Origin of the sequence: Dissulfurirhabdus thermomarina, assembly GCF_012979235.1 — a bacterium.
In the GTDB taxonomy this organism is placed as follows: domain Bacteria; phylum Desulfobacterota; class Dissulfuribacteria; order Dissulfuribacterales; family Dissulfurirhabdaceae; genus Dissulfurirhabdus; species Dissulfurirhabdus thermomarina.
Window position 1 is genome coordinate 31,109 of sequence record NZ_JAATWC010000004.1, and the last position, 14,951, is coordinate 46,059.

Consider the following 14,951-nt stretch of genomic DNA (forward strand, 5'->3'; position numbering starts at 1 on the left):
GGGCCCTTGGTGCCCCGGCCAAGCGCCCGCGTTCTGTCCAGGCGGCCCCGTTCCGGGACCACGCGGAACGGAACCCATATGTCGGTTTCGGCTCCCCGGGGTCTCCTGGCTCGTGGATCGTCCTCCGGCTGCGCCTTCCCGCCCCGCCGGCCGGCCGGGCAGTGGCTCGAGGCAGCCTTCGTCCCCACATACAGTGGCGGGCCCGCTCCGGCTTCGCACCGGATTCCCCCGGGAAGCGGCCCGTCGGTCCGTCTGGAGCTCCATGGCGGACCAGAGATTCGAACAGTTACCGGAAAACGCCGTTCCTGTCAATCGGCCTCGAGGCCCACGAGGAGGGCGGTGACGAAGCGGCCGTCCGGGGCCGTCTCCCAGGCGAGGCCCTCCCAGTCCGAAGCGAGGCGGCCCATGGCCTCGGCCACCATCTCCGGGAGCGGGATCCCTTCCGGAACCGCCCCTCCGGCGGCGACCCGGAAGCGACCGGCCAGATCCGCCGCCAGCCCGGGTCGGAGACGCACCGGCCCCGCGGGCGCGGATTCGAACCAGGCCCGCCGCAGCTCGGCCAGCCGTTCCTCGGGCACGGGGCGGACCTCGGCGATGCCCTCCAGTTCCAGGACGGCCAGGGCGGTGAGGAGGCCCCGCGGCCAGGTCAGCTCCCGGAGCCCCGCCAGGTTCACCCCTGCGGCGGGCAGGACCTCCGGCCATCGGCGCCAGTGGGGGGAGAGGACCTCCGCGAGCCCGAACCAGGCCGCCGCTCGGTCGGAGGCCCGAGCGGCGGCGGAGACCTCGGCGAGGTCCTGGAAGGGGCGGTGCGTCCCGGCCCCGGCGTCGTAGTAGAGGGGCGGCGTGCGGAAGAGACCCGACACCGCCTGGGCCAGATCGTCCTCGAGGAGGCGCAATCCCTCCGGGAAGACCCCGGCCTGGTGCAGGCGCCGGACTCCCGCCACGGCCTCCCGGACCCGGGTGAGGGCCACGCGGATCACGTCCTCCACCGTGGCCGAGGCCAGGACCTCCGGGGGGGCCTGGCCCCAAGCCTCGGAGAGGATCTCGAGACCCAGGTTCACGTGGGCGGTGACGCGCCGCAGAGCCTCCTCCAGGGCGGCCGGGTCGTCGAGGTCCACGTCGTCCACCACGAGGAGCTTGTTGGCCGCCCATACCCACTCGTGGAGCACCCGCTCCATGGCCGGCGTACCGGCGATCCCCTCCACGGCCCGGCGCACCGCCTCCATGGGCCCGAGGTAGAGGGTGGGGACGAAGGACGGCACGGCGGGGGTCCCGGACGCCGCGGCCCGCGCCTCGAGGGCGGTCAGGCGGTGGACCCGGGCGGGAGACAGGCGCGCGTAGATGTCCAGGGCCTCGCCGTGCTCGGGCACGCCGAAGTCCACGAGGCGGGCAGCCCGCCACCGGTAGGCCGCCTCGAGGTTCTCCGTGGGGAGCCCCGAGACCAGCTCTTCCATCACCGCCCGGTAGGCGGGCGGGTCGAACTGGAGGAGCAGGTCCAGGTAACGGGCCAGGAGCGGCTGCCACTCCTGGCGGTGGAAGGCCACGAAGTAGAGGTCGTCCAGGGTGAAGGGCGGGAGCCGATCGCGGGCCTCCATGAAGTCCATGTCGTCCGGCCGGCGTTCCACGCGGGCGAAGAGGCGGAAAAGCGCCGCCAGCAGCTCCAGGTCCCGCGCCGCGATCCACCTCAGCCAGGCCGCCGCCGCATCCTCCCCGGCCTCCAGGAGGAGGATCAGCCAGGCCGCCACCTTCTCGGGCCGAAGCGTGTCCTTGTGCCACCAGTCGAGGTCGAAGATGAACTGGAGCTGGGCCGGGGCGGCCAGGCGCAGGAGCGGCAGCGCGTCCCTCGGCCCCACGGCCTTCACGGTCCAGAAGAACTCCTCCACCGGAAGGCCCGGGACCAGTTCCCCCGATCTGGCGGAGAGGAGGAGGAGTTCCTGCCGCCTCGACCAGGGAGCCAGCAACACCAGGCTGGCCTGGTCCTCCGGGGAGAGCGCGTTCATGAGCCGCTCCGCCTCGGCCGGGGGCAGCCGGAGGAGCCGCTCCGGATCCGCGGCAAGCCGTTCGAGGGTGGGCTCGGGAGAGGTCGAGGGAGAACGCGTCATGGTCGTCGGCCGCCGCCGGGTGCCGGGAAGGTCGGCCGGCGCGGGGCCTCCGGCCCCGGGTGTCTTTTCGTCAAGTTCCGGCCCCCCGGGGCCGATAGGTATGGAGAGAAACCGGTCATCGGACGCCCCGGCGCCGCGAAAGGAACATAACCATTCCACCCGTCGAGCACAACCTGGATCCGTGACGAAACCCGGCCACCATGATACCCTGATGGACCTCGACGAGCCGGAGACGAGGCTGCGCGCCCCGGTCCCGGCCATCCGGGCGGGATCGCCTCCCCTTAGTGCATTCGTGGAGACTCGTGGATAAAGACCGTCTGTCCACCGGGCCCGCCGCGGCCCATGGAACCGGGCCCCAGGAAGACCGCCCCATGAACAAGGCCCCCACCGACCTCCCCGCCGGCGAGATCCGCATCCTCATCGCGGAGGACGACAAGAACATCGGGGATCTCATCACCGAGCTCCTCTCCGGGGAGGGCCGCGAACTCACGGTGGTCCACGACGGGGCCGAGGCCCTGCGCCTCCTCAAGCAGCGGCCCTACGACCTCCTCATCACAGACCTCATGATGCCCGGGGTGGACGGCATGGAGGTGCTGCACCAGGCCCGCCGGCTCCATCCCCAGATCCTGGTGATCATCATCACGGGCTACGCCTCCCTGGAGACCGCCATCCAGGCCGTGAAGGAGGGGGCCTACGACTACCTCCGCAAGCCCTTCCGCCTGGACGAGCTCAAGATCAGCGTGGACAACGCCTGCGAGCGCATCCAGCTGCTCCGGGAGAACCGCTACCTCCTGGAACGCCTCCGGGGGGCCCCGGAGACCCCCGGCGAGCCCGGCGGCGGAAAGGCCCCGGAGGCGGGCCGGCACCCCGCGCCGCCGAGCTACTTCGGCACCGAGTGGCTCCCGCCCGCCTACTTCCAGGCGGAAAAGATCGCCCCGGACGAGGCCCTGTCCGAGCTCGAACGGCTGGGACGGCTCCTCCAGCAGGGGCTCATCGACGAAAACGAGTTCGCCGCCCTGAAGAAGCGGCTCATCGGGCGGCTGGTCTGAACGACGCCACGGGCCCCCGCCCTTGAAGGGGAGGGACCCCGCGGTTATTTTGCACGCCGGTACGAGGTCGACTCCATCCCGTGAAGGACGCCCGCGACAACCGGGAAACACAACCTCCGATCGCCACCGGCGCCGGGGGGCCCCTGCGCCTCCTGGTGGTGGACGACGACGAGGCCGTCCGCGCCAGCCTCGGCTCGTGCCTCCGTTCCATGGGGTGCGAGGTGATCGAGGCCGCCGACGGTCACCAGGGCCTCGAGCGGCTGCGCTCTATCCCCGGGATCGATGCCATTCTCTCCGACGTGATGATGCCCGGCATGAACGGCGTTGAGTTCGTCCGCCGGGTCAAGGAATTGGATCGCTCCATCGTGGCGGTGGTCATCACGGCCTACCCCTCGGTGGGCGTCACCGTGGAGGCCATGCGGGCCGGGGCCTCGGACTTCCTCACCAAGCCCTTCCGCCTGGACCAGCTCCGCCTCGCCGTCCAGAGGGCGGCCCTCGAGCGCCGGGTCCTCCTGGAGCAGAAGAGCCTCCGGGCCGAGGTGGAGATGCACAAGGCCCTCGAGCACGTCAACCGCCAGCTCGAGCTCACCCTCAAGGAACAGGCCGTCCTCTTCACCATCAGCGAGACCCTGGGCAAGGTCCAGCACCTGGAGGAACTCTACCGCGAGGTGACCAACCTCGCTTGCGCGGCCACCGGCAGCGACCGGGCGCGGCTGTGGACCCTCGACGAGGCGGGCACCCACCTCGACATGGTGGCCGCCCGGGGGGACTTCCGCCCGGAGCTGGTCCGGGTCGACCTGGCCAGCTCCATGGCGCCCTGCGCCAGCGTGGCCCGGTTCGGCCACCCCGTGGCCCTCCAAGACACCGGCCCCGGCCGGTCCCCGTCCCTGTCCGAGTGGGACGACCGCCTCATCGTGCCCCTCAGGTGCCGGCAAAAGGTGGCCGGGGTCCTCTCGGTGGCGGCGCCCACCCACCCGGAACCCTTCCCCGAGGGGGCGCTGGCCACCCTCCAGTTCCTGGCCGAGCGGGCGAGCCTGGCCTACGAGAACCTGGTCCTCTACCAGAACCTCCACCTCAACCACCACGCCACCCTCGAGGCCCTCATCCGCTCCCTCGAAGCCCGGGACCCGTACACCAAGAGCCACTCCCAGCGGGTCACCCGGATGGCGGTGCGCCTGGCGGAGCTCATGGGAAGCTCCAGCCAGCGGTGCAACGCCATCCTCTACGCCGGGCACCTCCACGACATCGGAAAGATCGGGATCCGGGACAGCATCCTCACCAAGCCCGGGAAGCTGACCCCGGAGGAATACCGGGTCATCCAGCGCCACCCCGTCATCGGCGAGCAGATCGTGGCCCGGCTCGATCTCGAACCCGAGGGCCTGGCCCTCATCCGGCACCACCACGAGCGCTGGGACGGGACGGGCTACCCGGATCGCCTGGGCGGACGGGAGATCCCCGCCGCGGCGCGGATCCTCTCGGTGGCCGACGCCTACGACGCGGTGACATCCGACCGGCCCTACCACCGGGCCCTCGAGTCGGAGGACGCCCTGGCGGAGATCCGGGCCAACGCCGGAACGCAGTTCGACCCCCGGGTGGTGGAGGCCCTGGGGGACCTCCTGGCCGCCGGCCCGGCCGCGGGGGGACCGGATGCCTGAGGAGTCAAGGGGAGGGAGACGCCCGTGAACAGGCCCAGCCGCGCCGACGAGAGGGATTTCTTCTGCCAGCGGTTCCAGGATCTGCTGACCGGCCGGTTCGTCAAGGGGATCGTCCACAACATGAACGGCCCCATGCAGATCCTGTCCATGCAGATCGAGCTCTTCAAGCGGGACGCCGGCCAGGAGCTGGCGGCCATCGAGGCCCTGGCCGAATCGGAGGACCCGGCCGGGGCCATCCGGGCCCTGGTCGACCGCGCCAAGGGCCGAATGGCCAAGCTGGCCCAGATGGAGGAATCCCTCCGGCGGCTCGAGGACATGATCAACGTCATCGGGAAGCGGAGCCAGGACATGGAAGACGGCGTCCGCCCCTCCCTCCTGAACCAGATCCTCCAGGACGAGCTCCTCTTCTGGCAAGGGGACCTCTTCTTCAAGCACCAGGTGGAGAAGGAAGTGGTGCTCGGCCCGGACGTGCCGGCGGTGGTGGCCGAGGAGCGGGCCATACGGAACCTCGTGGACGCACTCCTGGCCTGCTGCGCCGAGCTCCTCCGGGAGGCCCAGGAGCGGAAGCTCCACCTCGAGAGCGCCTGCGACGGGGGCTGCACCCACCTCACCGTCCGCCACACCGGCCCCCCCTTCCCCGCCGGGGACGAGGCGGAGGCCGAAGACGGGGACGAGCCGCCCTCCATCCCGTCCATGGCCATCCGCCTGGCCCGGCGCTGGGCGGAGCTGGCCGGGGCCACCCTGGAGATCACCCCCCGGGAGATCCGCTGCACCTTCCCCCCGGCGGAGGGCTGAACCGCCGCCGGCCGCCCTCGGCCCGGCTCCCGCCCACGGACCCGCCCGGCCCGGACAGGGTTCCCCCCGATCTCCGGATCGCCCTACGGCGGACCTACCGCCACAGCCACCACAGGATGCCGAGCCCGACGAGCACGGCCACGGCCAGGGGGATTCAGCGGCAGGACCCGCGCGTCCCCGAGTCCCGGTTCACTCGGTCTTCCCGGCGCAGCAGTCGGCCAGCTGCCGCATCTTGTCGAGGATGGGCTGGCAGTGCTCGTGGGCGCGCCTGGGGCCGAGGAAGATCCCGAAGACGATGAGGCAGAGGATGTAGGCCAGCACGAGGAAGGCCGCGGTGAGCCACCAAACCAGGCAACAAAGAAATCGTTTCATGGGACCACCTCCTGCCGTGGAAACCTCTCGAGGGAGCGGCCCCATCCGGGGGCGGGGCCGACGAAAAAGGGCGCCGATCACGCGATCGACGCCCCTCTTTCTCCGGCGCAGGGCCGGGAGCTTCCTGGCGAATGGACACCGGACACCTCCTCCATCTCCAATGATCAGAGCCTAGGGGAGACGTCCCCGGATGTCAACGCCTTTCCGCGAGGCACGAAGCGATCGTGCCCTCTTCCTTTCCCTCACGCCCCCGGTTCCAGGCGGACCGCGCAGACCTTGTATTCCGGCGTCAGCGTCTTCGGATCCAACCCGGGGCTGGTGACGAGGTTCGTCAGGCTGTCCTGGAAGTGGAAGGACATGAAGACCGACCCCGGCCGGCTCCGCCGCGTGACCGACACCACGGCGGGCACCTCGCCCCGCCGCGAGACCACCCGCACCTCGGCGCCGTCCGTGAGGCCCAGGCGCCCGGCGTCCTCGGGGTGCACCTCCACGGTCTCGCGGGCCGCGAGGCGATCGAAGCCCTCGCACCGGCGGGTCATGGAGCCGTTGTTGTAGTGGACGAGCCGCCGCCCGGTGACCAGGACCAGGGGATAGTCGTCGTCCGCGTCCTCCTCCGGGAGGACGTAGGACACCACGGCGAATCGGCCCTTGCCCCGGGGGAAGGACTCCGAGTGGAGGAGCGGCGTCCCCGGGTGATCCGGCGCGGGGCACGGCCAGACCTGGCCCGCCGCCCCGAGCCGGTCGTAGGAGATCCCCGCGTAGGACGGCGTGAGGGAGGCGATCTCCCGCATGATGTCCGCAGGATGGTCGTAGTGCATGGGGAAGCCCATGGCGGTGGCCACGGCGCAGACGATCTCCCAGTCGGCCCGGGCCTCACCGGGCGGCTCCACGGCCTTTCGGACCCGGCGCACGCGCCGCTCCCCGCTGGTGAAGGTGCCGTCCTTCTCGTAGAAGCAGGCGGCGGGGAGCACCACGTGGGCGAAGCGGGCCGTCTCGGTGAGGAAGAGGTCCTGCACCACCACGAACTCCATGGCCTGGAGCGCCCGGTGCACGTGCCCCACGTTGGCCTGCGTCTGGGCCGGATCGTAGCCCACCACGTAAAGCCCCTTGAAACGGCCCTCGATGGCCGCCTCGTACATCTGGGGCTCGAGGAGCCCGTCCTGGGCGGGGAGCGTCTTCACGCCCCAGGCCTTGGCGAAGCGTTCCAGCACCTCGGCGTCGTCGGCGGGCTGGTAGCCGGGGTACGCGTAGGGCAGGGTCCCCATGTCGCAGGCGCCCTGGACGTTGTTCTGCCCCCGGAGGGGATTGATCCCGGTGTGGGGCCGGCCGACGTGACCGGTGGCGAGGACGAGGTTCGCCAGGGCCATGACGCCGGCCGTCCCGCCCTTGTGCTCGGCCACGCCGAGCCCGTAGAGGATGAGCGCCTTTTCGGCCCCGGCGTAGAGACGGGCCGCCGCCCGGATGTCGTCGGCCGGCACCCCGGTGATCTCGGCGACCTTCTCCGGCGGGTAGTCCGCCACGTGGGCGCGGACCGCCTCGAGGTTCTCCGTTCGGGCCTCCACGAAGGCGGTGTCGAGGAGGCCTTCCTCGAGGATGCAGTGGAGCAGCCCGTTCAGGAGCGGGATGTTGGTGCCCGGCCGCAGCCGCAGCCACAGGCCCCCTTCCTGCGCCTCGGCGATGGCGGCCACCTCCGTGCGCCGGGGGTCGATGACCACGAGGCGCGTCCCGCGGGCCGCCGCCTCGCGCACCTTGAGGCCCACGATGGGATGGGCCTCCGTGGTGTTGGACCCGCAGACGAGGAGGACGTCCGTCCCGAGGATCTGCTCGAAGGGGGTGGTGGCCGCCCCGCTTCCCAGTGTGGCCAGCAGACCGCTGACCGAGGGGGCGTGTCAGACCCGGGCGCAGTTGTCGACGTTGTTGGTGCCCCAGGCCCCCCTCGCCAGTTTCTGGAGGAGGTAGTTCTCCTCGTTGGTGCAGCGGGACGAGGAGAGCACCCCGAGGGCGTCGGCGCCGTGGCGACGGCGGATCTCCCCGAACCGCTCGGCCACCAGCGCCAGGGCCTCGTCCCAGCCGGTCTCCCGGAAGGGCTCGTCGATGCCGTCCCGCACCAGGGGCCGCGTCAGCCGGTCCGGGTGGCGATAGAAGGTATAGCCGAACCGCCCCTTGACGCAGAGCTGCCCCCAGTTGGGCGGCCCGGCGGCATCCGATCGCACCTCGACCAGGGCACCCTGCCGCACCACGAGGTCCAGGTTGCACCCGGTGCCGCAGTAGGTGCAGACGCTCTTGACCACGGAGACCTGGTCCGGGGTCTGCGGCACCACGGCGGCCTTCTTGTAGAGGGCGCCGGTGGGGCAGGCGTCCACGCAGGCCCCGCAGGAGACGCAGCGCTCGTTGAGCCGGATGGAGACCTCGGCGAGGGCCTGGGTCTCCGGGTCCTCCTTCACGGCGAGATCGAGGGCCCCGTAGCGGCAGCTCCGGGCGCAGCGCCCGCAGGCCACGCACTTGTTGGGATCCACGGTGATGAAGGGGTGATCCGTGTCCACGGGGAAGCGCAGCCGGTCCGGCGCCTTCGCGGTGTTCACCCGGTAGGTGTCGGCCAGCTCCCGGAAGGTGCACTTGGAAAGCCCCAGGCACCCGCACTGGAGGCACCGCCTGGCCTCGCGGCGGGCCATCTCCTCGGAGAAGCCGAGCTCCGCCTCGTCGAAGTCCGCCACCCGGCGCTCGGCGGGGCGCGCCGGCATGCTCTCGCTGAGCCGGACGGCGTACCCGTCGAAGTTGTGCATGTCGACGTCCTCGAAGCGCTTGCCGCGGGAGAAGTTGAAGCGGCTCTCGGCCGGCACGGCCTTCTCGCCGGTGAGGTACTCGTGGATGGCCTCGGCGGCCCGCCGCCCGCCCGCCACGGCCTGGATCACCGTCCGCGGCCCGGTGGCGACGTCGCCGCCGGCGAAGATGCCGTCCACGCTGGTCTTCATGGTGGAGGGATTGGCCTTGATGGTCTTGCGGGGGGTGAGCTTGAGCTCCGCCTCGATCTCCCCGAAACTCCGGAAGGCGTCGTCCCCCTCCTGGCCCAGGGCGGCGATGACGGCGTCGCCCTCCCAGATGAGGCGGGAGCCGGGCATGGGGACGGGATGCCGGACGCCCCTTTCGTCCGGCTCGTCCAGGATGGTCCGGGCCATCTCCACCACCACCTTGCCGCCCTGCTTCGATATGGACAGCGGGGTCGCCATGAGGAAGAACTGGACCCCCTCCTTCTCGGCCTCCTCGATGTCACGCTGGTGGGCGGGGAGTTCCACCCGCGAGCGGGGGTAGATCACGGTCACGTCCTCGGCCCCGCTCCGGCGGGCGCTTCTGGCCGCGTCCACGGCGATGTCCCCGCCGCCCACCACCAGCACCCGCTCGCCCACGGGGGCGGGTTCCCCGCCGGCCACCCGCCGGAGATAGGCGAGGCCGTCGATGGCGTGCTCCGCCCCGGCCACCTGGAGCGGCCGCTGCCGGGGAAGCCCCGTGGCGATGAAGACGGCCTCGAACCCGCGCCCCCGGAGATCGGCCAGGGTGAAGTCGCGGCCCCAGGCCCGGCCGGTCTTGACGTGGACCCCCATGTTCACGATGCCCTGGATCTCCTTCTGGAGGGGCTTTATGGGGAGCTTGTACCGCGGCATGGCCCAGCGGAGCAGGCCGCCGAGTTCCCGCTCGGCCTCGAAGAGGGTGACGTCGTGGCCCAGCTTTCGGAGGTAGTAGGCCGCGGAGAGGCCCGCCGGCCCACCGCCGATGACCGCCACGCGGCGCCCGGTGTCGGGGCCCGGGGCATCCGGTCGGAACCCGTGCTCGAGGGCGTAGTCCGCGAGAAACCGCTTGAGGTGGTTGATGGCGATGGGCTCGTCGAGGAGGACCCGGCGGCACCGGGTCTCGCAGAAGCGCGGGCACACCCGGCCCACGGTGACCGGCAGGGGGTTCTTTTCCTTGATGAGCCGGAGCGCCGCCTCGTACTCCCCCCGGGCCACCAGGTTCACGTACCCCTGGACGTTGATCCCGCCGGGGCACGTGAGGTTGCAGGGGGCCTTGCAGTCCCCGTAGTGGGTCCCGGCCAGGAGCTGGAGGCGGGCCTTGCGGTGCGCCTCGAGCTCCGGGGTCCGGGAGGCCACCACCAGCCCCTCTTCCACGGGCGTCCGGCAGGCCCGCACCCGCCCCTTCCCCTCCACCTCCACGAGGCAGAGGAGACACGGGCGGTCCGGCTCATCCGCCCCCGGCAGGTGGCAGAGGGAGGGGATGGGACGCCCCGCCTCCCGGGCCGCCTCGAGCACGGAACGCCCCGGCGCCGAGGCGACCGGCGTTCCGTCCAGTGTCCAGTTGACTTTCTCGGTCATGGTATCGCCATGTGTCCATAGCAAGGGAGGCCCGATCCGGGCCTCCCGGGTGAGACCGGGGCGGCCGGCTCAGAGCTCCAGCCACGACTCGGAGAAGATGGTCTTCCCCATGAGCACCCGGGTGGTCTTGTAGTACTCGAGCTCCTTCGGGGAAAGGCCCGCGGGATCGGGGTCCTTGTCGTCCATGATGTCGTGGACGAGCTGGACCAGCTCGGGCCGCTCCCCGTGGGCGAGCTCCATGAGCTCCCGGTCGTAGGCGTCCACGATGGCGGACCAGATCCCCACCTTCATGAGCATGGCCAGGTAGGCCCGGTTGAGGTAGGGCCGCTTCTCGGTGGAGACGCCGTTGGAGACGTTGGAGAGCCCCACGGTGGACTTCACCCCGGGGGCGATCTCGGGGAGCATGGCCATGAACTCCAGCCCGCTCATCACCTGGTCGGACCCCAGGGTGATGGGGGTCGCGATGGGGTCGATGAGGATCCGCTCGTTGGGGATGCCGGCCTCGTTCATGGCCATGGTGAGGTCCACGGTCATGGCCGCCCGCTCGTTGGAGTCCCGCGGCATGCCGTCGACGCCCCAGAGGAGCCCCACCACGTAGCAGCCGGCCTCGGCGGCCACGGGGATGAGCTTCTGCATCCGCTCCGGCTGGAGCGAGATGGAGTTCATGATGTGCCGGCCGGGCTCCTTGGCCGCCCGGATCCCGGCGATGAGGGCGTCGGCGTTGGTGGTGTCGAGGGAGAGCGGACAGTCGGTCACCTCCTCGGTGACGCGGACGATCCACGGCATGAGCTCCGGGCCGTCCTTTCGGGCGGGCCCGATGTTGAGGTCGAGGAAGTCGGCCCCGTTGGCCACCTCCTCGTTGGCCATGAGCTGGATGGGACCGGGATCCCGTTCCCGCATGGCCTTGCCGGTACGGGTCCCCATGATGTTGATGCTTTCGGCGATGCAGCGAACGTACATGTTCTCCCCTCTCGTGGCGTGTCAAGCCGTCAGTTGGGCTGCCATTCCCGGAGGAAGGCCGGAAGATGGCTGGCCTCCCGGGGCCCGATCTGGATGTTCCAGTCCGGCAGTTCCTCCTCCAGCTCGCCCTTGATGGAGGCGAGGTAACCCGGGATGATGAGGTTCCGGTGCTTGACCTTGTCGGCGATGGCGCTCTTCTTGACGAAGCCGGCGATGAGGTCGGCGCTGAACTTCCCGGCCGCCCAGGCCGTGAGCACCGAGAGCCCCTCCGTGTCCTTGATGAGGAGCCAGGAGGGCACCTTGCTGCCCTCCACCTCGCCCGAGACGATGAAGTAGGTGAGGGAGAAGTTGCAGGTGACCAGGACCGGCGAGTTCTCGTCCGGGCCGTTGATGGGATAGACGTCCTCCTGGACCACCATGGGCCGCTGGGGGTCGGTGAAGAGGTTGAGCCGCTCGAGGAGGAGCGGGAAGAGCGTGTCGCCCTGGAGGTCCGAGAGCACCACGATCCCCGCGTACTTGGCCACGAGCACGCTGGCCACCATGGCCTCGACCTCGGGGTCGTCGGTCATCTCGCAGGGGAAGGTGATGGTGGGGAACCCGAGGGGCCGGTACTTGGTCCGGATGGCCGAGCGGCGGGCCGCCACCTGGTCCTCGAAGGCGGCCCGCAGCGTCCGGGCGCCGGTGTCCAGCACCAGGTCCTTCACCTCCGCGGCGAGGCGCTCGGCCAGGGCCGCCGTCTCGCCGATGGTGGCCCCGCGGACCGCCAGGGGGCAGCCGGCGGCCTTGGCCGTCTCGAGCATCTGGTCGGCGTTTTCGGGGGTGGCCGCGTAGAGGAGCGGGACATGGTCGCCGCAGGCCTTGGCCCCGGCGGCGAGCACCGCGGGCGAATCGCTCATGAGGACGAGGGCCGCGTCGGGGCACTCGGAGCGGACCCGCTCCACCAGGGCCGTGAAGGCCGCTTCGTCGCCCCCCGCGTCCTGGACGGCCACGAGGTCGGCCTTGAGCAGCACCCCCACCCGGTCGTAGCGGAGGGTGCGGAAGCGCTCCAGGCGGCCGGCGATGTCGGCGTCGTCCATGTCGGTGGCGATGCGCACGGCGATCCCCGTGGGGTGCTCGAAGCGCTTCTCGTGCCGGTACAGGCAGGTCTCGCCCCCCACCTGGAAGACGTGGTCCCCGGAGCCGAGCTTCACGGTGCGGATGGGCGGCGCCGAGGCCTCCCCCACCTTCTCCTTCACCTCGTCGGAGACGTACGGGCAGTCGCCGATGTCCGCCTGGCCCGCCGCCACCTTCATGGCAAAGGCCAGACAGGTGGGAACGTTGCACTCCCCGCAGTTCTTCTTGGGGAGCATCTTCATGATCTGGATGCCTGTCAGTGCCATGGATCGTTCCTCTCTTTGTCGTCGTCAGTCCCTGCGGCCGGCGTGCCGGCCCGGCGCCGCCGCTAGACCGCGGCCTCCATGGAGAGGGCCGGATGGCCCTTCTCCTGGAGGAAGGCCAGCACCTCCTCCTCGGTGGTACCCACCTCCTCGTCCGCGATCATGTCGAGCAGGTCGGGGATGCCCTCCTCCTTGGCCCGTTCCTCGAGCCGCTCCCGCAGTTCCTCCTTGAGGGACTTGGGCATCCAGACCACCCGCTTGAGGCCGCCCTCGGCCTTCAGGAACTTCCGGCTCCCGATGTAGTGCTTCGAGACGCCGAGGAAGCCGGGGGTGACGTTGCCGCCGCCCACCATGCCGGCCAGGGTGGTGAACTTCATGCCGCTGGGGGTCATACCCATGTAGTCGCGGTTGACGATCATAATGCCGTTGCACATGGGGAGCATGGTGGCAATGCACTCGAAGCAGCCGCAGGCCGTCATGGGGTCCACCATGAGGCTGTAGGCGCTCACCTGCGAGACCTTGCCCCGGGAGGCCTTCTGCACGAACTCGTTGATCCCCTTCCACTGGCCGAGGTTCTCGTCGATGCACTCGCCCTTCTCGATGGGCTGGTTGGGGCCGGTGGGGTTGATCTCGTAGGAGGCCTTGCCGTCGAGCCAGTTGTAGGCGCCGCACATCCCCACCCGCTCGGGAGTGATGACGCAGACGTGGCTCGGGGCGAAGGACTGGCAGAGGGTGCAGGAGTAGAAGATGTCCTCGGACTCGTCGGTCATGCTGCCCAGCCGCTCGTCGCGGGCGGCGTAGGTGGCCTTGGCGAGCTCCAGGACCTCCTTCACCTTGTCCTCCACCGTGTAGATCTTCACCTGGACCTTGTCGAGGATGGCTCCGAAGTCCTGGTGGAGCTTGCCGTGGAGGATCCGGCCGATGTGCTCGAACTTGAAGCCCTTCTCGATGGCGGCCTTGCCCACGCGGAGCCACATGATGTTCCGCTGCCCGATGTGCATGATGCCCTGGGCGTAGTTGATGAGGTGGTGGAACTGGCGCTCCAGGATGGGCTCGAAGTCGGACTGCATCTGGCGTCCCGCCACCTCCACCAGGATGGCCAGGGGGAGCTTCGCCCCCTCCTCCACGTCGGTCATCTCGGGCCCTTCCACGGTGACGAGGCCGTCCTGGACCTCCTCCATCTCCTTCGAGACCAGGAGCTCCACGCCGAGGGTCCGGCCGCCGCCGCACTCCAGGAAGAGGTCGTCCTTCCGGACGCGCTCCCCCTCGAAGGCGGGCCCGTAGGCCACGGGGATGTCGATCTTGGAGACCGTGACCTTGAGCCCCCGCACCTCGATGGACTTCTGGACGATCTCGTCGTGGGGTACGCGGCTGACCACGTGCTCGTAGGTGCAGATCCCGGTGGGGAGCACCTCGGGGATGTCCCAGTCGGAGATGGTGGGGAAGCCCCAGTTGATGGCGCCGGCGGCGTTGGCGTACCACTCGTCGGAGACCGGGCCGAAGGCCATGACGAAGGCGAAGGTCCGGTCCTTGTTGTAGAGGAGGTTCCCCTTGTAGTCGCCCGGCTTGATGCCGCCGAAGGCCAGCGCCACGCGGCAGGCGAAGCCGATGGCGAAGACCGCCGAGGTGTAGGTGGGCCCGAAGGGAACGAGCCGGGTGGACCAGCCGATCTGGTTCCCCTGCTTGAGGAGCTGCTCCGGCATGTTGAGGCCGTCGGTCTGGTCGTGCATGAAGATGTAGAGGTTCTTTTCCTGGAGCTCCAGGGCGATCTTGCTCGCCGTCTCGGGGTCGGCGGGTGTCCCCAGGATGGCGGCGAAGCCCGGGGCCGTGCCGTCCACGAACTCCACGCCGCGCTTGCGGAAGATGACGTCGTCGGCGGCCCCCAGCCAGAACCGGTCGTCGGTGGGATCCTCGGTCTTGGTGTAGAAGTCCGGGTCCTCGATGTAGCGGATGGCCTCGAACATCTCCTCGGCGAAGAAGGTGGCCATGCCGGCGTCCAGGGCCGGTGCGAGGTAGGGCAGCCAGACGTTCTCGCTCACCGGGGGCGGCAACAGGCGGCGGCACTCCTGGAAGATCTCCTTCATGTCGCCGAGCTGCTTCACCGGCGCCCCCAGCATGCTGTAGATGATGGGAAGGTAGTAGGCCGTGTTGGGGAAGGCGACCTCGTGCTCCGGGCCGTACTTCTTGAGGGCCTCCTCGTACTTCTCCTCGGCCATGTCCACGATCTTGTGGGCCCCGCGGATGGCGGCGGAACAGATAATCTTCGACATAGTCAGTC

General features: G+C 70.2%; 9 protein-coding genes, 1 pseudogene and 1 riboswitch. Of the genes and pseudogenes, 3 read left to right on the plus strand and 7 right to left on the minus strand.

What is annotated here, in order from left to right; all coding sequences use genetic code 11:
- Window positions 1–79: 79 nt before the first annotated feature.
- Window positions 80–291, minus strand: a riboswitch (cobalamin riboswitch).
- A 17-nt stretch (window positions 292–308) separates the two neighbouring features.
- Complete coding sequence (locus HCU62_RS06100; RefSeq protein ID WP_163298987.1) at window positions 309–2,102, minus strand: DUF6178 family protein; 1,794 nt, start codon at window positions 2,100–2,102, stop codon at window positions 309–311.
- 371 nt (window positions 2,103–2,473) lie between these two features.
- Between HCU62_RS06100 and HCU62_RS06105 the strand changes: the two genes are divergently transcribed.
- The 3 genes from HCU62_RS06105 to HCU62_RS06115 all read left to right on the plus strand — a co-directional run bounded on the left by HCU62_RS06105 (window position 2,474) and on the right by HCU62_RS06115 (window position 5,601).
- A complete protein-coding gene (locus HCU62_RS06105) occupies window positions 2,474–3,151 on the plus strand; it encodes a response regulator (protein WP_163298988.1) in 678 nt (225 codons plus the stop codon).
- Between the two features lie 80 nt (window positions 3,152–3,231).
- Window positions 3,232–4,806 (plus strand): HD domain-containing phosphohydrolase, encoded by a 1,575-nt coding sequence (locus tag HCU62_RS06110; RefSeq protein ID WP_169755508.1) that lies wholly within the window; start codon window positions 3,232–3,234, stop codon window positions 4,804–4,806.
- A gap of 24 nt (window positions 4,807–4,830) precedes the next feature.
- On the plus strand, window positions 4,831–5,601 hold the full coding sequence (locus HCU62_RS06115; protein WP_163299416.1) for an ATP-binding protein: 771 nt from the start codon (window positions 4,831–4,833) through the stop codon (window positions 5,599–5,601).
- 189 nt (window positions 5,602–5,790) lie between these two features.
- Here HCU62_RS06115 and HCU62_RS06120 read toward each other — a convergent pair whose 3' ends face one another.
- The 6 genes and pseudogenes from HCU62_RS06120 to acsB all read right to left on the minus strand — a co-directional run bounded on the left by HCU62_RS06120 (window position 5,791) and on the right by acsB (window position 14,943).
- Window positions 5,791–5,973 (minus strand): hypothetical protein, encoded by a 183-nt coding sequence (locus HCU62_RS06120; RefSeq protein WP_163299417.1) that lies wholly within the window; start codon window positions 5,971–5,973, stop codon window positions 5,791–5,793.
- 242 nt (window positions 5,974–6,215) lie between these two features.
- The gene (gene fdhF / locus HCU62_RS12575; protein ID WP_343066725.1) at window positions 6,216–8,756 is read right to left on the minus strand and encodes a formate dehydrogenase subunit alpha; all 2,541 of its coding nucleotides are present in this window, start codon (window positions 8,754–8,756) and stop codon (window positions 6,216–6,218) included.
- 117 nt (window positions 8,757–8,873) lie between these two features.
- Window positions 8,874–10,337: pseudogene (locus HCU62_RS12580) on the minus strand (FAD-dependent oxidoreductase); the annotation flags it as partial.
- Window positions 10,338–10,406: 69 nt separating this feature from the next.
- Window positions 10,407–11,297: a dihydropteroate synthase gene (locus tag HCU62_RS06135; protein WP_163299406.1), complete on the minus strand. Its 891-nt coding sequence runs from the start codon at window positions 11,295–11,297 to the stop codon at window positions 10,407–10,409.
- Window positions 11,298–11,326: 29 nt separating this feature from the next.
- Window positions 11,327–12,676: an acetyl-CoA decarbonylase/synthase complex subunit gamma gene (acsC, locus tag HCU62_RS06140; protein WP_163299407.1), complete on the minus strand. Its 1,350-nt coding sequence runs from the start codon at window positions 12,674–12,676 to the stop codon at window positions 11,327–11,329.
- 62 nt (window positions 12,677–12,738) lie between these two features.
- Window positions 12,739–14,943 (minus strand): acetyl-CoA decarbonylase/synthase complex subunit alpha/beta, encoded by a 2,205-nt coding sequence (gene acsB, locus HCU62_RS06145; RefSeq protein WP_163299408.1) that lies wholly within the window; start codon window positions 14,941–14,943, stop codon window positions 12,739–12,741.
- Window positions 14,944–14,951: the final 8 nt, after the last annotated feature.

What these genes read in the sequence shown, in the direction of transcription:
- acsC (WP_163299407.1), bottom strand. Translation starts at nt 12,676, where the DNA reads ATGGCACTGACAGGCATCCAGATCATGAAGATGCTCCCCAAGAAGAAC.
- HCU62_RS06105 (WP_163298988.1), top strand. Translation starts at nt 2,474, where the DNA reads ATGAACAAGGCCCCCACCGACCTCCCCGCCGGCGAGATCCGCATCCTC.
- HCU62_RS06135 (WP_163299406.1), bottom strand. Translation starts at nt 11,297, where the DNA reads ATGTACGTTCGCTGCATCGCCGAAAGCATCAACATCATGGGGACCCGT.
- acsB (WP_163299408.1), bottom strand. Translation starts at nt 14,943, where the DNA reads ATGTCGAAGATTATCTGTTCCGCCGCCATCCGCGGGGCCCACAAGATC.
- HCU62_RS06100 (WP_163298987.1), bottom strand. Translation starts at nt 2,102, where the DNA reads ATGACGCGTTCTCCCTCGACCTCTCCCGAGCCCACCCTCGAACGGCTT.
- HCU62_RS06120 (WP_163299417.1), bottom strand. Translation starts at nt 5,973, where the DNA reads ATGAAACGATTTCTTTGTTGCCTGGTTTGGTGGCTCACCGCGGCCTTC.